General features: G+C 58.6%; 14 protein-coding genes and 2 tRNA genes. 12 read left to right on the top strand and 4 right to left on the bottom strand.

Annotated elements, in window-relative coordinates:
* Nucleotides 1–7 precede the first annotated feature (7 nt).
* The 9 genes from OGI63_RS09515 to glgX all read left to right on the top strand — a co-directional run bounded on the left by OGI63_RS09515 (nt 8) and on the right by glgX (nt 11287).
* Nucleotides 8–1021, top strand: coding sequence for a TerC family protein (locus OGI63_RS09515; protein ID WP_014482953.1), 1014 nt, complete (start codon nt 8–10; stop codon nt 1019–1021).
* A 167-nt stretch (nt 1022–1188) separates the two neighbouring features.
* On the top strand, nt 1189–2631 hold the full coding sequence (gene pyk / locus OGI63_RS09510; RefSeq protein ID WP_004269104.1) for a pyruvate kinase: 1443 nt from the start codon (nt 1189–1191) through the stop codon (nt 2629–2631).
* Between the two features lie 147 nt (nt 2632–2778).
* A tRNA-Leu gene (locus tag OGI63_RS09505) sits at nt 2779–2852 on the top strand.
* 135 nt (nt 2853–2987) lie between these two features.
* Nucleotides 2988–3617, top strand: coding sequence for an NUDIX domain-containing protein (locus tag OGI63_RS09500; RefSeq protein WP_004217753.1), 630 nt, complete (start codon nt 2988–2990; stop codon nt 3615–3617).
* 132 nt (nt 3618–3749) lie between these two features.
* On the top strand, nt 3750–4508 hold the full coding sequence (locus OGI63_RS09495) for an ANTAR domain-containing response regulator (protein ID WP_004217756.1): 759 nt from the start codon (nt 3750–3752) through the stop codon (nt 4506–4508).
* A 79-nt stretch (nt 4509–4587) separates the two neighbouring features.
* The gene (gene polA, locus OGI63_RS09490; RefSeq protein WP_004217758.1) at nt 4588–7470 is read left to right on the top strand and encodes a DNA polymerase I; all 2883 of its coding nucleotides are present in this window, start codon (nt 4588–4590) and stop codon (nt 7468–7470) included.
* Between the two features lie 34 nt (nt 7471–7504).
* Complete coding sequence (locus tag OGI63_RS09485) at nt 7505–8440, top strand: Nif3-like dinuclear metal center hexameric protein (RefSeq protein ID WP_004217759.1); 936 nt, start codon at nt 7505–7507, stop codon at nt 8438–8440.
* 3 nt (nt 8441–8443) lie between these two features.
* Nucleotides 8444–9097, top strand: a complete 654-nt coding sequence (locus OGI63_RS09480) for an NUDIX hydrolase (protein ID WP_004217760.1) — start codon at nt 8444–8446, stop codon at nt 9095–9097.
* A gap of 72 nt (nt 9098–9169) precedes the next feature.
* On the top strand, nt 9170–11287 hold the full coding sequence (glgX, locus tag OGI63_RS09475) for a glycogen debranching protein GlgX (protein ID WP_004217761.1): 2118 nt from the start codon (nt 9170–9172) through the stop codon (nt 11285–11287).
* A gap of 62 nt (nt 11288–11349) precedes the next feature.
* Here the strand turns inward: glgX and OGI63_RS09470 are convergent, their stop codons facing one another.
* Nucleotides 11350–12579 carry a hypothetical protein gene (locus tag OGI63_RS09470; RefSeq protein WP_004217762.1) on the bottom strand — a complete coding sequence of 410 codons (1230 nt, stop codon included), beginning with the start codon at nt 12577–12579 and terminating at the stop codon, nt 11350–11352.
* 103 nt (nt 12580–12682) lie between these two features.
* On the opposite strand from OGI63_RS09470, the gene OGI63_RS09465 reads away from it, so the two are divergent.
* A tRNA-Pro gene (locus tag OGI63_RS09465) sits at nt 12683–12756 on the top strand.
* Between the two features lie 94 nt (nt 12757–12850).
* Nucleotides 12851–14233: a 3-phosphoshikimate 1-carboxyvinyltransferase gene (gene aroA, locus OGI63_RS09460; protein WP_171021306.1), complete on the top strand. Its 1383-nt coding sequence runs from the start codon at nt 12851–12853 to the stop codon at nt 14231–14233.
* A 74-nt stretch (nt 14234–14307) separates the two neighbouring features.
* Here aroA and OGI63_RS09455 read toward each other — a convergent pair whose 3' ends face one another.
* The 3 genes from OGI63_RS09455 to OGI63_RS09445 all read right to left on the bottom strand — a co-directional run bounded on the left by OGI63_RS09455 (nt 14308) and on the right by OGI63_RS09445 (nt 20096).
* Entirely contained in the window at nt 14308–15540 is a 1233-nt protein-coding gene (locus OGI63_RS09455) for an acetate/propionate family kinase (protein WP_004269103.1), read from the bottom strand.
* 155 nt (nt 15541–15695) lie between these two features.
* Nucleotides 15696–17378 (bottom strand): phosphate acetyltransferase, encoded by a 1683-nt coding sequence (gene pta, locus OGI63_RS09450; protein ID WP_004217766.1) that lies wholly within the window; start codon nt 17376–17378, stop codon nt 15696–15698.
* 240 nt (nt 17379–17618) lie between these two features.
* Nucleotides 17619–20096 (bottom strand): phosphoketolase, encoded by a 2478-nt coding sequence (locus OGI63_RS09445; RefSeq protein ID WP_012754421.1) that lies wholly within the window; start codon nt 20094–20096, stop codon nt 17619–17621.
* 479 nt (nt 20097–20575) lie between these two features.
* Between OGI63_RS09445 and guaA the strand changes: the two genes are divergently transcribed.
* Complete coding sequence (gene guaA, locus OGI63_RS09440) at nt 20576–22138, top strand: glutamine-hydrolyzing GMP synthase (protein WP_004217770.1); 1563 nt, start codon at nt 20576–20578, stop codon at nt 22136–22138.
* The last annotated feature ends 128 nt before the right edge of the window (nt 22139–22266 follow it).

Here is a 22266-nt window from a genome sequence, read left to right as displayed (position 1 = left end):
GGCCTGTATGGCAGAAACACCTATCTCGTTCATGATCGGCACCTATGTCGTGCTGGTCGTCTTCTTCGTCGTGGATCTCTTCGTCCTGGGGCGCAGGCCTCATGTACCGTCGACCAAGGAATGCGTGCAGCACATTGCGTTCTTCGTCGCCATGGCGCTCGTCTTCGGCGGATTGATATGGTGGGTGGCCGGGGCCAAGCCGGCCGTTGAGTTCTATTCGGGCTGGCTCACCGAGTATTCACTCAGCATCGACAACCTCTTCGTGTTCGTCATCATCATGTCGAACTTCGCGGTGCCGAAGAAACTGCAGAAGTTCGTTCTCTCGGTTGGCATAACGATTGCATTGGTGCTTCGCGGGCTGTTTATTCTCATCGGTGCCGCTCTGGTCTCGCGTTTCACCTGGGTGTTCTTCATTTTCGGCGCCTTCCTCATCTATACGGCCGTCAAAGTGGCGATAGGGGAGGACGACGATGAGGAGTTCCATGAGAACGGACTGATTCGCCTCATGCGGCGATTCTCCCATATCACGAATGAATACGACGGCGAGAGGCTGCGCACCACCATCGACGGCAGGAAGTATTGGACCCCCATGCTCATCGTGTTCATCACGATCGGCACCACCGACGTCATGTTCGCTTTCGACTCGATTCCGGCGATATTCGGTCTCACCAAGGATCCGTTCATCGTGTTCACCTCCAATGTGTTCGCATTGCTCGGCCTTCAGCAGCTGTACTTCCTGCTGGGCCGCCTGCTCGACAAGCTCGTGTATCTGCCGGTCGGCCTGTCGCTTGTCCTCGGGTTCATTGGTGTCAAACTCATTCTCGAGGCGTTGCACGGCAACACGCTTCCGTTCATCAACCATGGCCAACCGTTGGGCATGGTGCCGGAAGTGCCCACGTGGCTTTCGCTGGTTGTCATCATCGTCTGCATTGGCGGTTCGGCATTAGCCAGTGTCATCAAGATGAAGTCGATCGACGCGAAGCAGGCCGCGGCACCTTCGGATTCGCAGGAGCGCCCCTGAGGCGACATGCCGGAGAGCCATATGGTGTGTACTTGCGGCACAATGGTTGTGAGCGCTCACAGACTTCTTCGCTATTTGCGACAGGCTAAAGCGAAAAAGGAGTAAGCTAGAGCAATGTTGAATGTGCTCTCCAAGGAGCACAACCGTCAAAGAATAGGTAGGCATTCATGCGTAAAGCAAAGATCGTAGATACCATCGGTCCAGCTACTGAATCTCTCGAAAACCTCACCGCGCTCGTCGAAGCGGGGATGGACGTGGCCCGTCTCAACCGCTCGCACGGCACTCCGGAAGACCATCTGCGCGTGTACAACAACGTGCGCGAAGCATCCAAGACCACCGGCCGCAACGTGGCGGTCCTCGTCGATCTGCAGGGTCCCAAGATCCGCTGCGGCTGGTTCAAGAAGAACGCCGAAGGCGAAGACAAGGTGCAGCTCAAGGAAGGCCAGGAGTTCATCATCACGACCGATGACGTCGAAGGCGATGAACACATCACCTCCACGACGTTCAAGGGCCTGCCGGGCGATTGCCATCCGGGGGACCCGATCCTCATCGACGATGGCAAGGTCCGTCTCGAGGTGACCAAGGTCGAAGGAAACAACGTGCACACCAAGGTCGTTGTCGCCGGCCCGGTCTCGAGCCACAAGGGCATCAACCTCCCGGGTGTCGCGGTGTCGCTGCCTGCGCTGACCGAGAAGGATGAGAACGACCTGCGTTGGGCCATCCAGACCGGCGCTGACATCATCGCCATGTCGTTCGTGCGTTTCGCGACCGACATCGACCGCGCCCATGAGATCATGGACGAAGAAGGGCGCCGCATCCCGATCGTGGCCAAGATCGAAAAGCCGCAGGCCGTGGAGAACCTCGAGGATATCGTCAAAGTGTTCGACGGCATCATGGTCGCCCGTGGTGACATGGCTGTGGAAATGCCGTTCGAAGAGGTGCCGCTGGTCACCAAGCGCTGCATCGAGCTGTCCCGCCAGTACGCCAAGCCGGTCATCGTGGCGACCGAGGTTCTCGGCTCCATGGTGCATTCGCCGGTTCCGTCGCGTGCAGAGGCCTCCGATTGCGCCAATGCCGTGCTTGACGGCGCCGATGCGACGATGACCTCCAACGAGACCGCCGTCGGCGAGTATCCGGTCGAGACCGTCAAGACGATGGCCCGCATCTCCGGCTATGCCACCGAGCACGGCTTCGATCGCATCCCTCACCTCAAGGATCTCGACATGTCGAGCACCGGCGCAGTGTCGTCCGCAGCCGCTGATCTGGCAGAGAAGCTCAATGCCAAGGCCATCGTCGCCTACACGCAGACCGGTTCCACCGTGCACCGCGTCTCCCGTGAGCGCCCGGCCACCCCGATCTACGGCCTGACGACCAACGAGCACACCTACCACTGGCTCGCGCTGAGCTGGGGCACCGAGGGCATCAAGCTCGATGAGGATTACCACGACATGTCCCGCAAGGATCTGATGACCTTCACCGACGAGGTGCTGCGCAAGAACGGCAAGGTCGCCAATGGCGACAAGATCGTTGTGCTGAGCTCCGCCCAGGGTGAGCATCTGCCCGGCCGCACCGATTCGATCTACGTTCACACCGTGGGTGCCTGCGACTGATCGCATATACCCGTCAGCGTCCTAAGCGCATGACGGGCAGGACGCTCATGGGGTGTGCATCCGCGGATGCACACCCCATGTTGTCATCTCGGAGTGTCTGAATTGGCAAAAGCCGAGGTATGTGCTATATTCACATAGGTTGCTTTCGCCCCTGTATCCCAATTGGTAGAGGAGACAGCCTCAAAATCTGTACAGTGTGGGTTCGAGTCCCACCGGGGGCACCGACAGGCTCGCCGTGAACATTCATGGCGAGCCTTTTTCATCGCATGTTATCCGCTGTTAACGGAACATCGCGGTTCGTGCTGTATACAATGGGAAACAGACAGATGAGCCGCAGACAACCAGAAAGGACTGGCATGAGCAAGCAAACCTATCGTCGCTTCGATCCATGGCGCAGTACCCCCATCCAAGAGGAGGCGCGCGAAACCATAGTCGGCGGCCACTACTTCAACATCGACCGCGTATCGTTAACCTCCCCGACGGTGGGGCATTTCGAACGTCTCATCCTGCACAAGAACAACGGCGATTCAGTTGGCGTGATAGGACTGACGAAAGACGGCAGGGTCCCGCTCATCGAACAGTACCGCATACCAGTGCACCGTTGGACATTGGAGATTCCCGCAGGGCATGCGGTCGACAAGGGCGAAAGGCCGATCGACGTGGCGCATCGCAAGCTTGCGGAGGAAGTCGGGTACAAGGCGGGGGTGATGACGCAGTTCTGCCGCTTCATCAATACGCCGAGCTACTCCACGCAGCACACCGCCCTCTACTTCGCATATGATCTCGAACCGATCGACGAACGGGAACAGTACGCCAACGAGGCACGTGCCCAGGTTCGCTTCCTCACCCCGCAGGAGTGCTATGAGCTGGTGCTCAACGGCACGATTCTCGATGCCAAGTCCATCATCGCCATCCAGCGCCTGTACATGGCGCCGAACCATATGATCGGTGTTTCCCCGTACGATGGGGCTCCGGCACGAGACTGACACGCATGTTAGCGCATAAGTGCGCTACACTGTGCTGTTGGAGCACTGAATACGTCCGACAGGAATATGTCATAGCCCGCATGTGTATGCGTATATGGAGCGCGGGCATGAAATAATGAATGGAGAGCTTGTATGTCCAACGAAGAGCAAGAGAGCATCACCGAGGAACCAACGGTTGACAACGCCGCCGATGCGATCGAGGTGGCTGACGCACAGGTCGCCAAGAAGGAGGCCAAGCGCAATCCCACCGTGGTCGTGGCCGAAGACGAGTCGGTGAACCGCATGGATCTGGTGGCCATGCTCGAAGACAACGGATATGAGGTGGTGGGTGAGGCTGCCAATGGTGAGGAGGCCATCGAACTCACGCGCGAGAAGAGGCCAGATGTCGTGTGCATGGATGTCAAGATGCCGCATATGGATGGAATCACCGCGGCGGGCGTGATCTGCGATGAGAATCTGGCCCCTGTGGTCATGCTCACGGCATTCTCTCAGGCCGATCTGGTGAAGGAGGCCATTGGTGCCGGAGCCATGGCCTATGTGACCAAGCCCTATGAGGAATCCAAGCTGCTGCCTGCCTTGGCGGTGGCCATGGGCCGTTTCGCCGAGATCAACGATCTGCTTGACAGCGTGGAACGCAACGAAAGCGAATTGCGCACCACCCAGGAGCAGTTGAGGGACGCCGAGGAGGAACTGCGCAAGACCAAGGAGACGCTCGAGGAACGTAAGCTCATAGACCGTGCCAAGGGGTTGCTCATGGATAAAGCGAACTTCTCGGAATCCGGGGCGTTCCGTTGGATCCAGAAGACCTCGATGGACCAGCGCATTCCGAAGAAACGCCTTGCACAGGCCATCATCGAGAAATACAGCGACAAGCCGAACGATGGGGAGTGACCTATGGCGCTCAACGTGACGTGCAAGGCATTGCACGTCACGTTTTCATATGGTGACAAATCAACGGAACGGGTGGGTAATGGAAACGAATGAACAGGGCACCAGGGGAACGTTGCTGGTGATTGATGGCCATTCGCTGGCATTCCGTGCGTTCTACGCACTGCCAGCGGAGAATTTCTCGGCCAAAGACGGTCAGGCCACCAATGCGGTCTACGGCTTCTTCACGATGCTTTCGCAGGTCATCGCATCGCAGAAGCCCGATCTGCTCGGCGTGGCCTTCGACGTGAAGGGGGGCACCTTCCGCAACAAGATGCTCACCCAGTACAAAGGCACACGTGAAGCAGCCCCCGAAGAACTCATCTCGCAGATTCCGCTCATCCAGGACATGCTTGAGGCGTTCGGTGTGACCTATGTGACCAAGCAGGGATACGAGGGCGACGATGTGATCGCCACACTGGCCACGATGGGGGAGCATGCGGATTACCGCACCTATGTGCTGTCCGGAGATCGTGATGCATTCCAGCTCATCGATGACGACATCACGGTGCTGTACCCGGGCTATCATTTCAAGGAACTCAAGGCCATGACCCCGCAGGCCGTGGAGGACAAATACCATGTCACCCCGCGCCAATACCCCGATCTGGCCGCATTGCGCGGTGAGACCGCCGATAACATACCGGGTGTGCCGGGTGTGGGTGACGGTTTCGCCGCCAAGTGGATCAACCAATACGGTGGTTTGGACGGTGTGATCGAGCATGCCGACGAGATCAAGGGCAAGAAAGGCGACGCACTGCGTGAGAGCATTGAACAGATCAGGCTCAATCGCAAGGTGAACGCCTTGGTGCGTGATCTGGATCTAGGTGTTGACATCGCCGACCTCACCTTCGGCAAAGTGGATCCCGCCAAGGCGGAGGAGCTGTTCAACCAGCTCAACTTCGGCGCACGCATTCGAAGCAAACTCCTCAAAACATTCAATGCGGGGGACCCGGGCCAGCCGGTCGCGAAAAAGGCCTCTGACGCTGAACGGTTCGAGTTCGAAGGGGAGTTTGACGATGGGTCGTTCGACACCCCCGAATCAGTGAGGGTGCAGGAACCTGTGGTGGATGAAATCGACGCCCCCGCGTCGCTTGAGGCATGGGCCCAGCAACACTGTCCCATCGCCTCGGGCAAGAGCATCTCGTCAACCACATTGGATGTGGTGGGCGAATATGACGCGCAAAGCCAGCAATGCGTCGAAGCCGTGGAAGGTTCCTGGAGTCTGTTCGCATCGGGAAGCCCCAAGCCGGGACGATCCTCGATCTCGGGACTGGCGTTGATGGCCGACGGTCATGCGGTGGTGGTCGACCCGCATGACGAGCAGTACCATATGGCTCTGCAGCGTATTCTTGACACCTATGCCGCCACACTGAGCGTCCATGGGTACAAGGAGCATCTGCACATGCTTGGTGCCGTGAATCTGCGATTGCCGATGGTGCTGTTCGACACCAATCTTGCCGGATATCTCATAGACCCGGATTTCCAAGGGGGATCGCTGCAGGATTGTGCCGATCACTTCCTGCATCGGCACGCCGAGGAGGTGACGGAGACGGAACAGGGCACCCTCGATATCGGAATGGATGACGAACGCGCCGAACGTGACCGAAAGGTGGTGCGTAATGCTGCCATTGTGAGCCTGCTGGCCCGAACGTTGGCTCGGCAGCTTGAACAACGCTGCCAGTACAGCCTGTTGCGTGATATCGAATTGCCCACCTCGGTGGCGTTGTTCCATATGGAGCACACCGGAGCCAGCGTGGACCGTGCCCGTCTCGATGAATTGCTGGAGATGTTCACCGACGAATCCAACCGCATGGAACAGATCTGTTATGAGGCTGCCGGCCATGAGGTGAATCTGCAAAGTCCCAAGCAACTCGGTGTGGTGCTGTTCGAAGAGATGGGGCTCAATCCCACCAAGAAGACGAAAAGAGGCTCATACTCAACCAATGCCAAGGCGCTCACCACCTTGTACGCGACCTCCGAGGAGGGGAGCCGCCCCAACGAGTTCCTCGGAGCATTGCTGCGGCATCGTGAGGTGAACAAGCTGCGTCAGATCGTGCAGACGCTCATCGACGCCATCAATCCGCGCGATGGGCGTATTCATACGACGTTCACGCAGACGGTCGCCGCAACGGGACGTCTGAGTTCCGTGGATCCGAATCTGCAGAACATTCCGAACCGCAATGCCACCGGCCGTGACATCCGCTCAGCCTTCGTACCTGGTGAGGGGTTCGCAGACCTGCTCAGCGCCGACTATTCGCAGGTGGAGCTGCGCATCATGGCGGATCTGTCGGGCGACGAGGCGCTCATCAAGGCATTCAAGTCAGGGGCGGACTTCCACCGGTATGTGGCCAGTATGGTGTACGGCATCCCGGTCGACGAGGTGACGCCCGACCAACGCAACCACGTGAAGGCAATGAGCTATGGGCTGGCCTACGGGTTGAGCACCTATGGGCTCTCGCAGCAGCTGGGCATCCCGTCGAAGGAGGCGGCTGCACTGCGATCGCGGTATTTCCAGACCTTCGGCAAAGTGCATGATTATCTGGAGTCGCTGGTATCCAATGCCCGCAATACCGGCTATACGCAAACGATGTTTGGTCGACGGCGTTATTTCCCCGCCTTGACATCGGCCAACCGGGTGGCACGAGATGCCGCGGAACGGGGTGCACTGAACGCCCCGATTCAGGGCACTGCCGCAGACATCATGAAGATCGCGATGATCCGCGTGGATCGCGCTTTGCGGGACGGCAACCTGAACAGCCGCATCGTGCTGCAGATCCACGATGAACTCGTGGTGGAACTGGCTCCCGGCGAGGAGAAGCGTGTGACCGAGTTGGTGCGTGATGCGATGGAGCATGCGGTCAACATCGCCGTGCCGCTTGATGTGTCCACCGGTGTGGGGTCCGATTGGCAGCAGGCCGCCCACTGAGCAAGTTCTGGGCGGCGTGGGATAAGGAGTGAATATGGCCACGGTATACGATGTGATGGGTGCGCTGGAAACGCTGTACCCATTGCGATATGCGGAGGATTGGGACCATCCTGGACTCATTGTGGGTGATCTGCGCAATACGGTGAACAACATCGTGTTCGCGGCTGATCCGACCATGGAAGTGGTCGAAGACGCCATCGCGAGTGGAGCCGACATGCTGGTGACGCACCACCCGCTGTTCTTCCGCGCCGTGCACGAGGTTTCAGGCCGCACATTCCGCGGGCGCATAGTCAACCTGCTTGCCAAGCACGACTGCGCGCTGTGGGTAGGACACACGAATGCCGATGCCGCCTACCGTGGCGTTGCGCAAGCAGCCGCTGATGCGTTCGGGCTTGAGAATCAGGCGCCGATAGTGCCGATTGACGATCCGACTTCCTCCCATACGGTGGGCATTGGCCGTTTCGGCAGGCTCGGTACGCCGACGACATTGGAGCGTTTCGCCACCCTTGTGGCTCAGGTGTTGCCATTCACGAAATACGGCATACAGGTGGCTGGTCCGCTCGACATGCCGATTCGCACGGTGGCGGTGCTTCCTGGTTCCGGCGATTCCATGTTCGCGAATGTGCATGCATTGCACGCCGATGTGTATGTGACCAGCGACCTACGCCACCACCCTGCCACCGATGAGCTTCAGGAATCGTACTACGAAGCCTCCATGCGCAGGGAGGGGATCGGATTGGGAGGGCCGTCCGATTGCCCCCACATGCGCCCCGCACTCATCAACACCCCGCACAGCGCCATAGAGAGCATGTGGTTCAACTATGCGCTCGAAGACGTTCCGCGGATGGTGCAGGAAGTTACGGGAGACATTATCGACGTGCGTTGGAACACGACGAGCACCGACCCATGGGATCTGGTCCTTCCGGGCGTCTGCGGCCATCCCGATCCATCGCCAGAAGCCGGTAGGTGACCCATGGGCTGCGACAGTGAGCGGAATGTGGAATCTGAGATCATCGATGCCATGCTCGACCGCAGTTCAGATGGCGTGAACATGGACATCCCCGCGCGAGTACTGGACAGTGAGACCAAGTACAGGGGTGCTATATTCCATGTCGATGATCGTAGAATCGCATTGACGCGGAACAACGGCGACCAGATTGTCATCCGCCGGCAGGTGCTGGTGCATGCGCCCTGTGTGGTCATGCTCGTGCATGATTGCGTGCGCGACACCTACCTGATTGAACGAGAGTACCGTGCGGGGATTGGACGGTTCACCTACGGGCTCCCCGCTGGGCTGATCGACCATGACGAGGACCCGCATACCGCCGCGTTGCGTGAGCTACGCGAGGAGACGGGTGTGGTTGCGGACACCGACGGTGACGTGCATTTCGATATCGTCGGCGATTACTACTCCTCGGAGGGCATGACCGATGAGCTTGCGCATATCTTCGTGCTCCATCTGCATGCCTGGCATGCCACACACACCGAGTTCGATGGTGACGAGCATGTTGAGTCGACGTGGGTCGGTTGGGACGATCTGCTCACGTTGCCGGTTACCGCATCGAACTCGATCATCGCGATTCAGCATGAACGGATACGCCGATTACGTGAATTGCAGGTTAAATAGCCGAGAAGCAAAATCGCACGTGCCACCGTGGAATGTGCCATACTGGGATACATGCAAGCACGACCAGGTTCAATGTATCCGTTAGGAGCCAGCTACGATGGCGCCGGCGTCAACTTCGCGCTCTTCTCCCAAGTGGCCGAACGGGTGGAACTCTGCCTGTTCGATGATCAGGACAACGAAAGCCGCATCGAACTCACCGAACAGAATTCGTATGTCTGGCATACGTATCTGCCCGGAATCCAGCCAGGGCAACGCTATGGCTATCGCATCCACGGGCCGTACAATCCGGAGCAGGGGCAGTGGTGCAACCCGAACAAGCTGTTGCTCGACCCGTACGCGAAGGCCATAGAAGGCAACATCGACGGTGACGAAAGTCTGTTCTCATATTGGTTCAACGACCCGAACAACCCCGACAACATGAACGATCTCGATTCCGCGGCGCATATGATGAAGGCCGCCGTGATCAACCCGTTCTTCGATTGGGGCAGTGACCAGCACCCGTACATCCCATATTCGGATTGCGTGATCTACGAAGCCCATGTGCGTGGCATGACCAATCTGAACAAACAGGTGCCTCCGGAGATCCGAGGCACCTATGCAGGCCTCGCACACCCAAACGTCATCGAATACCTGAAAAAACTCAGGGTGAACGCGATAGAGCTCATGCCGATACACCAGTTCGTCAATGACCCGTTCCTTCAGGAGAAAGGCCTGAACAACTACTGGGGATACAACACCATAGGATTCTTCGCGCCGCATAATGCCTACGCAAGCCAAGGCCAGCGCGGCGAACAGGTGAACGAATTCCGCGCCATGGTCAAGGAGTTTCACCGCAACGGCATCGAGGTAATCCTCGATGTGGTGTACAACCACACTGCGGAGGGCAACCACATGGGGCCAACGCTCAGCTTCAAGGGCATTGACAATCAGGCGTATTACCGTTTGGTCGACAACGACCCGTTGCACTACTTCGACACCACCGGCACTGGCAACTCGCTGCTGATGCGCTCGCCTCACGCTTTGCAGGTCATCACCGATTCCTTGCGCTACTGGGTGGAGGAGATGCATGTCGACGGCTTCCGCTTCGATTTGGCTGCGACCCTCGCACGCCAGTTCCAGGAGGTCGACAAGCTCTCCGCATTCTTCGACATCGTACAGCAGGATCCGGTGATCTCACGGGTCAAACTCATCGCGGAACCATGGGATCTGGGTTCCGGTGGATATCAGGTGGGTGGATTCCCCCCGAATTGGTCGGAATGGAACGGTCATTTCCGTGACTGTGTGCGCGATTTCTGGCGCTCGCAGCCATCCACGCTGCCCGAGCTCGCCAGTCGTCTCATGGGTTCCTCCGATCTTTATCAGAAGAACGGCCGAAAGCCCGTCGCCTCGATCAACTTCGTCACGGCGCACGATGGTTTCACCATGAACGATCTCGTCAGCTATAACGAGAAGCACAACGAAGCCAACGATGAGGGCAATCGTGACGGCGAGAACAACAACCGTTCCTGGAACTGTGGTGTGGAAGGACCCACCACCATTCGCGACGTGAACGAATTGAGGCATCGCCAGATGCGCAACATGTTCGCCACGTTGCTGCTTTCGCAAGGCATACCCATGATCTGCGGCGGCGACGAGGTGTGCCGCACGCAGTTGGGCAACAACAATGCGTACTGCCAGGACAACGAATTGTCTTGGACCCATTGGGACCTCAAAGACTACCAGCAGGACATGCTGGACTTCGTCACGAAGCTCATCCATATACGACTCGAGCATCCTGTGCTGCATCGCCGGCGCTTCTTCACCGGGCGCAGCAGCGATATGCCGCAGGATGCAGTGCCTCAGGTGGAATGGTTCGAGCATAATGGCAAGATAATGGATGCCGAGGCTTGGTCGAATACGCATGCCTCGTCCATCATGGTGTTCCTCAACGGCGGCGGAATGCCGGAGACGGATTGGTACGGCAACCGCATGGTGGACAATGATTTCATTCTGATTTTCAATGCCCATTACGAGCCGATCATGTTCACGTTGCCAAGCGAGCAGTATGGGCGCAAATGGCGGCTCATCGTCGACACACACAATCCAAAGGGACCCGAGCTCAATTACGAGGCGGGATTCGCCATCACGGCCCAGTCAAGATCGTTCCTCATGCTCATGAGCGACCGTAAAGCGGATCATAACCAGCGTTGAGATATGTTGCGTATGCGAGCGAAAAACCATTCGCATACGCAACACGCGTCGATATAAGGTCATTATGACCGTTGGGCCGGTACACCCTTCGAATCGTTGCCCACAATGCCGGGATCCTCGTCAAGCACGGTCTGGAATTCCGTCTCCGCGGCGTCATCCAAAACCTCATTCGCATCGAGCTCATCGAGCGAGACGGTCTGCCTGAGCAGCAACTGCTGCTGGATGCGGTCGGCCTCAATGGAGGCGATCTGCCGGGAGAAGACGATGAACCAGCCAAGGAACAGCATGGCGGCCAGCGCCTCCACATTCGTCAGCGTATTGTGACCTTTGAGCCACATGACACCCTCCACGGCGCAGACCACCAAGGCGAGATCGGAAATGACGAAGAACGATCTCGACAGCTGCGGCGCCAGCCAAGGCAGTCCTATGAGCATGACGAACATCACGCACGGCATGCCACGGGCGAACACATTATGCAGAATCGGATGAGGGGTATAGCGGAAGCAGCCGATGCCGATGAAGCACACGCCACACAGCACCAGCAGTATGGACAAGGCGATGATGCGCGCCCTGAACTTCGGCACATGGTATGAGAAATGCGGATTGCGCATGTGCACGGTGCCATGAGGACCCCTCACTCGGTAGGTGGCGATGAGCTCGGAAACCGCGAAGTAACTGATGATGATGATGCAGATACCGCCCAGAATGAGCGTCGAGTTGAACATACGGGCAGCAAAAGTGGTACGGTCACCCAGTTGCGAGAAATTGTTATTGAACCAATAGGGGTCGTTGGTGGTGAAACTTGCAGTGCAGACGCCTGAAATAATGAAGAAGGGCAGCAGTGACGCCAGTGTCTTGGCATCCATCAATTCCGCCTGCACAAAGGTGAGGTAACCGGATACCCCGGCGAAAGCCGCACATATGGCCGGAATATAGGTGCTGAATACGGTTTTGCCCATGGCACCGTTCATCACGTTGAACAGCATGTACGAGGTGAGGAAGAGCGTGGAGGCGTAGACGATGGAAAGGGCGAGCACCTCGAATATGCGGCGCAGATGGAACATCCAAATGCCACGGAACGTGTTGTAACTCCTGCGCCGCAGGTATCCGGCGATGAACGAGGCCACACCGCATGCCGCCACGATTCCGGCGCAGACCATGAACCGGCGCTGTGAGATCTGCCAGAAGGCTGAAGCTGCCTGCATGTACCAATACATGCCGAATCCGCCTATGATGGCGCAAATCACGAATGAGATGAGGCCCGAGGCCTCTGCCCGTTGATGACGTCCCATATCACCTCGATCTTCCGACACCCCATTGTATGCACAATGTCAGACCCTGTGTTATAGTTATTTCCTGTGCTTGACGGGCTTCTACGCCCCGAGAAGGCACATTCGGGCTGTGGCGCAGCTTGGTAGCGCGTCTGCTTTGGGAGCAGAATGTCGCAGGTTCAAATCCTGTCAGCCCGACCTAGAACTCCTGCAGTCGCCGTGAGTTTTCCATATGTCCCCCTCTTAGGAGCATTTTCACACGGTATTTCACTGGTAACGATACGATATGAGTATGAGTGAACAGAACACAACCATATGGAAGGCACCTGTGGCGACCGCGCCTATCGACGCCACGGTGACCATTCCCGGATCCAAGTCGCTGTCGAACCGATTCCTCATTCTGGCGGCACTATCTCGCAAGCCAGTGCGCATCGAGGGTCTGCTCCGATCGCGTGACACTGAACTGATGATGGGGGCATTGAAGGCCTTGGGCGTGGCCTTCCAGGAAGACGCGACGGAACCCACCACTGTTACGGTGATACCCCCCGCCGAAGGGTTCACTGGCAATACCGAGGTGTTTTGCGGCCTTGCGGGCACCGTGATGCGATTCGTGCCGCCGTTGACATTATTCGCCAAGGGACCGGTGCGTTTCGATGGTGACGAGCAGGCCTACGCACGCCCCATGGGCCCGGTGCTTGAGGGTATGCGGCAGCTGGGCGCTCGCATAGAGTTCGAAGGTGAGGAGGGGCATCTACCATTTACGGTGACGCCGCCTGTGCAACTGGGCAATCTCAAAGGCAAGCCACAGAAGGTGCGTATCGATTCATCGGCTTCCTCTCAGTTCATTTCGGGACTCCTGCTCATTGGATCGCGGCTGCCTGATGGCTTGATTCTTGAGCATACCGGTGTGCAATTGCCAAGCATGCCCCATATTCGTATGACGATGGAAGACGTGGATGCAGCCGGAGGCCATATCGAAATGCCACAACGGGGCAGATGGATTGTGGACCATGCCGAATTGCAGATGGCGGCTCATGTGGTGGTGGAGCCGGACCTATCGAATGCAGCACCATTCCTGGGTGCGGCATTGATCGCATCCGGCTCGGTGCGTATTCCGAACTGGCCGGCACACACCACGCAGCCAGGTGGTTTCCTGCCGCACATTCTGCATCGGTTCGGTGCCTCCATCACTTTGGGGGGTGAACCGTTCAATGAGGTGAACGATTGCGAATGCTTCCCCGATGATTACAACGGCATTTTGGAAGTGAGCAGCGATGGTGTAATCGAAGGTTTGGGGGAGTGCGACCTTTCGGCAATCGGTGAAATAACGCCGAGTATTGCCGCCATAGCCGTATTCGCGAACGCACCGAGTGTGCTGGTGGGCATCGGTCACCTGAGAGGTCATGAGACGAATCGTCTGGAGGCGTTGGCTACCGAGATCAATCGTGTGGGATCCGACGCTCAGGAGGAGGCGGAGGGCCTCTCCATAGCACCGGTTGCACGGGACCTGATGCACGGTGCAGTGATGGAGACCTATGCCGACCACCGTATGGCCACCTTCGCCGCGATGCTCGGATTGGCGATTGATGGCATTGAAGTAACGAATGTGGAGACCACGCGCAAGACGATTCCGGATTTCGTGGGTATGTGGAATGGCATGTTGCGCGGCAAGTGACAGTAGGCGCCCGGAAAAATGTGAGGGGCTGCAAGACGAACGGTCTTGCAGCCCCTCACATTTTTTGTGGAGAATCAGATCTTGTTGCCGTAGGTGTCTTCCCCGGCGGTGACGATCTCGTTGGCGCGCTGTGCGATGGCGAGCTCCTCATTGGTGGGGTAGACGACGACGGTGACAGTGGAATCCGGCGTGGAGATAATGCGCGGTTCCTTCGAACGGGTGTCGTTCTTGTCGTTGTCGAGCTTGACACCGAACGGTGCCAGCTTCTCACACACCATGCGGCGAACGATTTCGTCGTTCTCGCCGACACCGGCGGTGAAGGTGAGCACATCGAGGCCGCCGAGCTGTGCGGTGTAGGCGCCGATGTAGCTGACGATGCGGTGCACGTAGATGTCGAGGGCGAGCTTGGCGTTCTCGTCGCCTTCCGCAACGAGGCGGTGCACTTCGCGCATGTCGCCGAAGCCGGTCATGCCCATCATGCCGGACTTCTTGTTGAACAGGTCGTCGAGCTCATCGACATTCATATCGGCATTGCGCATCAGGTGGAACACGGCGGCTGGATCGATGTCGCCCGTTCGGGAGCCCATGACGAGGCCTTCGAGCGGGGTGAGGCCCATGGAGGTCTCGATGGGGCGGCCGCCGAGTTCCGCGGAGGCGGAGGCGCCGTTGCCGATGTGCAGCACGATCTGCTTGAGGCCCTTGGCGGCCTCGGCGTCAATGCCGAGGAACTCTGGAATCTGGGAGGAGACGAACCAGTGCGAGGTGCCGTGTGCGCCGTAACGCTTGATCTTGTACTTGTCGGCGACTTCCTTGTTCAACGCATAGGTGCTCGATGCCTTCGGCAGCTGCTGGAAGAAGGAGGAGTCGAAGACATAAACCTGCGGAATCTCAGGGAGCAGCTCGCGCATGACTCGCGCCCCCTTGGCCTCCGGGCCGTTGTGCAGCGGAGCGAGCACAGCCAGCTCCTCGACCTTGGCAGTGGTGTCGGGGGTCACCAAGGCAGGGTTCGGGAAGGTGTCGCCGCCCTGGACAACTCGGTGCCCGACGGCGATGATGCCGGTCTCTTCAAGGCTCGGGCCGTATTCCTCGAAGAACCCGAGCACGCGCTTGAGGCCCTGCTCATGGTTTTCGACCTTCTCGTCGAGCTCGTGCTTTTCGCCGTTGTATTCGTACTTGTAGTGGCCGTCAATCGGTTCGCCGATCTTCTCGACGATACCCGATGCGATTCCTTCGCCGGACTCGAGATCTACCAGCTGGTACTTGATCGAGCTAGAACCCGAATTGATAACAAGGACGGTTTTCGCCATTGTGGCATCCTCCATTGGTGATTGCTCTGCCGCTATGCGGCTTTCCAACACACAAGATTACTCAATGTTTGCTACAAAACGGTGAATGGGTGCCCTCTCGTTCTATATTTCGAAAAAGCACCCATCCACGTCATGAATTCGCGAGATGGTGTGGACTATTCGTTACTTTGCGCTTCGATGGCGGTCAAGGCGATGGTATTGATGATGTCCTGCACCAAGGCGCCTCGGCTCAGGTCGTTGACAGGCCGGTTGAGCCCCTGAAGCACCGGTCCGATCGCCACGGCGCCGGAGGTGCGCTGCACTGCCTTGTAGCAGATGTTCCCCGCATCGAGGTCCGGGAACACGAACACGGTGACATTGCCGGCAATCGGGTTGCCGAAGGCCTTGACCCTGGCAACCGTCTTCGACCAAGCGGCATCGAACTGGATGGGACCGACGATGGGTAGGTCCGGTCGTTTGTTCTGGGCGATCGAAGTGGCCTCGACTACCAGATCGACATCCGGTCCCTTACCGGAACCCAAGGTGGAGTAGGAGAGCAAACCGATTTTGGGATCGATGGAGAATGCCTTGGCGGTCTCGGCCGACTGGATGGCGATGTCGGCCAGCTGCTGCGGATCGGGATCGAGGTTGATGGCACAATCGGCAAATACCGACACATGGTCCTTGAGACACATGAGGAAGGCACCCGATACGGAGGAGACACCGGGTTTCGTCTTGATGAGCTGGAGCGCGGGGCGCACGGTGTTGGCGGTGGAGCTGATGGCACCTGAGACCAGACCATCGGCCATGCCGAGCACGATGAGCATGGTGCCGAAGTAGTTCGTGTCCCTGAGTGTCTTCAGAGCCACATCGGGGGTCATGCCCTTCTTGGCGCGCAATTCGCACAGTTTGGGCACCATGGTGTCGAGCAGATGCTTGTCGTCGATGGAGACGAACTTCGCCTGATCAAGCGCCTTGAGGCCGAGTTTTTCACCCCGGGCAAGAATCTCGTTGCGGTCGCCGATGATGACCAGATCGACCACATTCGACTGCAGCAGGTAGTTCGCGGCGGTGATGATGCGGTCGTCCTCTCCTTCCGGTAGCACAATCGTCTTCTTGTCTTTCTTCGCACGTGCGAGCAGATCGTACTGGAACGCGAATGGTGTGGTCGGCGGTACGAAAGGTGTGTCAAGCACGTTGAGGAGTGATTCCTTGTCGACATGCTCGTCGAAGGCATCGAGCGCGGCCTTGACATTCGTGTCAGCGGAACCGAGTTCCACGAGGGGAAGCGGCCACGTCGGCAGGTCGTAGCTCACGAATTCGTCGGTGAGTGTGGGCAGCGCCGAATTCGTGCAGTCGGTGATGAACACGCCGATCACTTGGGTGCCTGCGTTGGCGACCACCTCGCGGCATGCGTCTATCGTCTCACGAATCTCGTCCGGCGTGCGTCCCATCGAGCTCACTGAGAGCAGCACCGGAGACTGCAGGTCGGCGGAGACGTCCGCATTGAAGGTGAACCGTTCGGGATCGCCCACATTGGTGCGGTCTGATCCGACGATCACTCGGATCTGCGGATTGATCTCGGCATTCGTGTCGATGAATTTGGAGACGATCTGCTGGCGGGCATTGTCTTTGTCAAGACGTGCGTCATGCAGTGTGACGCCGACGGCCTGTTCGCGCGTCTGCAGCACGCTCACCACCGAGAGGAGTGCATCGGTGAGATTTTCGTCTGCCTGCACCGCCGGTCGGAATATGCTGGTCTTCGCGGTGTGGGCGAGCATATCCACCACACCCAATGCCACCACGTTCCGGCCGTCTCCAGGTTCGGGACTGATGATGCTCACGTTTTTGAGGCTCACGATGACTCCTTTGAAATCGATGATCTGCCTGACGTGCGACTGCGTTGTGCACGCAGACCATTGTAACTGGGAAGGGGGCGTGGCAGACCGGTTATTTTGCAATTGCCACGAGAATGTGACGCAGGTCACATTCTGTATGGGTATGGGATATTCGGCGTTGTGTGATGGATAGCAAATGGATAGCAAAAGGCCCGGGTGCTGACACCCGGGCCTTTCATCGGCTAAGCGATGAGACTATGCTCACTCGTTGTCGCCGGCGGTCGCGGCGGTGGCGGAGAGCATGGAGGTCTCGTCGACCTTGACATCCGGGTACACCCAATCGGTGAACTCAGGAATGTCATAGCCATTGTCGACGGCGAACTGGAACGCGGTCTTGCGGAACTCGTTGAGCTCGTTGATCTTGTCGGCATACTTGTCGGCGTCGATGAGCTCGAGGGCCTTGGCCTGAAGGGCGTAGCGATCCATGTCGTTGACACGCACCATGTCGAACGGCGTCGTCGTGGAGCCCTGCTCCTTGTATCCGACAACGGTGAAGTTGTCGTGGTTCGGGCGGTCGTAGATGAGGCCACGAACGTCCTGGGCATAGGAGTGGTAGGCGAAGAGGACCGGCTTGTCCGCGGTGAACAGGTCGGCGAAGTCCTCGTCAGACATGGCCTCGTCGTTCTCCTTCGAGGACTGCAGCTTGATGAGGTCCACGACGTTGACGACCTTGAACTTGATGCCCATCTTGTTGAGGGCATCGGAAGCGGCCATGATCTCCTGGGTCGGGACGTCGCCGGCGGCGGCGAGGACAACCTGGACCTCGTCGTTGCTCTTGGCGTTGGAAGCCCACTTCCACTCGGCGGCACCAGCCTCGAGCTCGGCGCGTACCTCGTCGAGGGTGATCCACGTCGCGGCCGGCTGCTTGCCGGCGAAGATTGCGTTGATCTTGTTGGTGGACTTGAAGCACTTCTCGGCGATGGCCAGCAGCATGTTGGCATCGGTCGCGAAGTAGATGTTCGTCACGTGGTCGTTGTTGAACGTCTTGTTCAGCAGGACGGAGGTCACACCCGGATCCTGGTGCGAGAAGCCGTTGTGATCCTGACGCCACACGTGCGAGGAGACCAGGAGGTTCACCGAGGAGATCGGCTTACGCCACGGGATCTCGCGGACGGTGGCCTCGAGCCACTTCGCATGCTGGTTCAGCATGGAGTCGATCACGTGCACGAAGGACTCGTAGGAGCTCCAGATGCCGTGACGGCCGGTGAGCAGGTAGGCCTCGAGGAAGCCTTCGCACTGATGCTCGGAGAGCTGCTCGACAACCTGGCCGGTGACGGCCATGTTCTCGTCGACGAGAGCCGAGAGGTATCCGTTGTCCCACTGCTTCTTGGTGACCTCGTAGGTCGCGTTCAGACGGTTGGACGCGGTCTCGTCAGGTCCGAAGACGCGGAACGAATCCGGGTTGTTCTTGATGATGTCGCGGCAGTACGCGCCGAGGGAACGCGGAGCCTCGACCTGGCCCCAACCGTGGCCGTATTCCTTGACGCCGGTGATCTCGTACTGATCGAGCTCAGGGAGCTTCAGATCCTCGCGGATGCGGCCGCCGTTGGCATTCGGGTTGGCGCCGATGCGCAGTTCGCCCTTAGGCATGAATGCGGTGACGTCCTCCTTGATGGAGCCGTCGGCGTTGAAGAGCTCCTCCGGCTTGTAGGATTCCATCCAGCCCTTGAGGACTTCGAAGTGGGCCTCGGTGTCGCGGGCGGAAGCCAGCGGGACCTGGTGTGCACGCCAGGAGCCTTCGGTCTTCTTGCCGTCGATGAACTTCGGGCAGGTCCAGCCCTTCGGGGTGCGGAAGATGAGCATCGGGTAGAACGGACGGGTCATGTCGTCGGTCTGAGCCGCAGCCTTGATATCGCAGATCTCGTCGAAGATGGTCTCGAAGAGCTCGGCGAAGCGACGGTGGATCGACAGGTGATCCTCGTTGTCGAAGCCGGCGACGAACTCGTACGGGTGGTAACCCATGCCGCGGAAGAAGTCGTGCAGCTCCTCGTCGGAGATGCGGGCGAGGATCGTCGGGTTGGCGATCTTGTAGCCGTTGAGGTGCAGGATCGGCAGGACGATGCCGTCGGTGCGCGGGTTGACGAGCTTGTTGGACTGCCAGCCGGTGGCCAGAGGGCCGGTCTCGGCTTCGCCGTCACCGATGATGCACGGGACGAAGAGGCTCGGGTTGTCCATGATCGCGCCGTAGGCGTGCGACAGGGCGTAGCCCAGCTCGCCGCCTTCGTGGATGGAGCCCGGCGTCTCCGGAGCGAAGTGGGAAGGAATGCCACCCGGGTAGGAGAACTGGCGGAAGAACTTCTGCAGGCCAGCTTCGTCCTTGGTGATGTTCGGGTAGTACTCGGTGTAGGTGCCGTCGATGTAGGACTGAGCGGTACCTGCAGGGCCGCCGTGGCCAGGACCCATGATGAACACGGTGTTCTGCTGGTGATCGGCGATCAGGCGGTTGATGTGGGCGAGAAGGAAGTTCAGGCCCGGGGTGGTGCCCCAGTGGCCGACCAGACGGTGCTTCACGTCATCGCGGGTGAAGGGCTCCTTCATCAGCGGGTTGCTACGCAGGTAGATCTGGCCGATAGACATGTAGTTGGCGACGCGCCAGTACTTGTCCATGCCTTCGATGGCCTCTTCGGAAACCGGACGATCCAGCTTCTGCCATGGGGTACCAATAACAGGATTAGTCATGTGTGCTCCTGTACTCCTGCACATAAATGTGCGATTTGTTTATTCCGTTGGGCACGGGCTTCGGCGCTGTCCTGCAGGCCGGTCTCCGTGCCCGATCGCTGATTATGTTACGCGAATACGCTGACCTTTTTGCAGTTTTTGAAACAGTGTGAGCGAATCTGTGCGCATAATTTGCGAATTTGGGAGATTGCTCGGGCGATTTGTGAAAATGGAAAATCAGTGAATAAAGGCGAGAAACGTTGAAATACCAACGAATGCAAGCGTTTTCGCCGTCGTTGTCGCGTGCGGTTTGTGAGGATATTGCGCGGCGTGTTGAAAACAAGCGAACAATCTGGAAAATCCTTGTGATTGCAGTGCTTGAGCGCTTAAGACGACACCGATGCGACCCGTGGCATGTGCGAATTTCAATGTCTACTTGCCTGCGCACAATAGATGTGTTGTAATGCCCGAGTAATGAACCTATATATAAGGGGAGCGTAATGGCAGCAGGTCCTGTCCTTGTCGTTGATTTCGGAGCGCAGTACGCGCAGCTCATCGCGCGCCGCGTGCGCGAGGCGAACGTGTATTCCGAATTGGTGCCTCATTCGATGCCGGTCGAGGAGATGCTGGCCAAGAAGCCGTCCGCGATCATACTGTCAGGCGGCCCGGCGTCGGTGTACGAACCCGGTGCTCCCACCATTGACAAGAGCATCTTCACGGCCGGAGTGCCGGTGCTTGGCATCTGCTATGGCTTCCAGGTGATGGCCCATGAGCTCGGCGGCGACGTCGACAAGGCGGCGCTCGGCGAGTACGGCAAGACGGAGGCGGTGGTGGACGATGCCACGGGCATTCTCGACAGTTCGCCATCCCTGCAGACCACTTGGATGAGCCATGGTGTCGCCGTGAACAAGGCACCCGCCGGATTCGAAGTCACCGCGCATACCGAAGGGGCGCCGGTGGCTGCGATGGAGGATCCCTCACGCAAACTCTACGGCGTGCAGTGGCATCCTGAGGTCAAGCACACGCCGTTGGGACAGGATCTGATCGAGAATTTCCTGCATGATTGCGCCGGCATCGAAGCCGATTGGAACGCAAGGAACATCATCGACGAGCAGGTCGCTGCGATTCGTGAGAAGGTCGGTGACGCACGGGTCATCTGTGGTCTGTCTGGTGGAGTCGATTCGGCCGTGGCTGCAGCGCTCGTGCACCGCGCGATCGGTGACCAGCTCACCTGCGTGTTCGTGGATCACGGTCTGCTACGCAAGGGCGAGGCCGAGCAGGTCAAACATGATTTCGTCGCGGCGACCGGCATCAAGCTCATCGCCGTCGATGCCTCCAAGGATTTCCTCGATGCACTCAAGGGCGTCTCCGATCCTGAGACGAAGCGCAAGATCATCGGCGAAAAATTCATCCGCACTTTCGAGAAGGCGCAGCGCCAGGTGATAGAGGAGGCCGGTGCCCAGGGCAAGGAGGTCAAGTTCCTCGTGCAGGGCACGCTTTACCCGGACGTCGTCGAATCCGGTGGCGGCGACGGCGCCTCGAACATCAAGTCGCATCATAACGTCGGTGGTTTGCCTGACGACATCAAGTTCGAACTGATTGAGCCGCTCCGTTCGCTGTTCAAAGACGAGGTGCGCGCCATCGGCACCGAACTCGGCTTGCCGGACGAGATTGTCTGGCGTCAACCGTTCCCCGGGCCGGGTCTGGGCATCCGCATCATCGGTGAGATCACGAAGGAACGTCTCGACTTGCTGCGTGATGCCGATGCGATTGCCCGCGAGGAGCTCTCGAAGGCCGGTCTCGACCGCGACATCTGGCAGTGCCCGGTCGTGCTGCTCGCCGACGTGCACTCCGTCGGCGTGCAGGGCGACGAACGCACCTACGGTTCGCCGATCGTGCTGCGGCCGGTCAGCTCTGAGGACGCGATGACTGCCGACTGGTCGCGTGTGCCGTACGACGTGCTCGCCACCATCTCGACTCGCATCACGAACGAATGCCGTCAGATCAACCGCGTTGTGCTCGACTGCACGTCGAAGCCACCGGCGACAATCGAGTGGGAATAACTGACAAAACCCGCAAAGCCTTGAAAACACTGGGGTCTTAAAGCGGAAACGGGGCATTTGATAGCAAATTGATAGCAGATACCAAAACCGGATTTACTTTGTTCACTCCCGTATAACGGGTGGCTTGC

The sequence above is a fragment of the Bifidobacterium sp. KRGSERBCFTRI genome, assembly GCF_025908335.1.
Note: the sequence above shows the minus strand (reverse complement) of the source record. Positions and strands in the feature narration are given on the sequence as shown.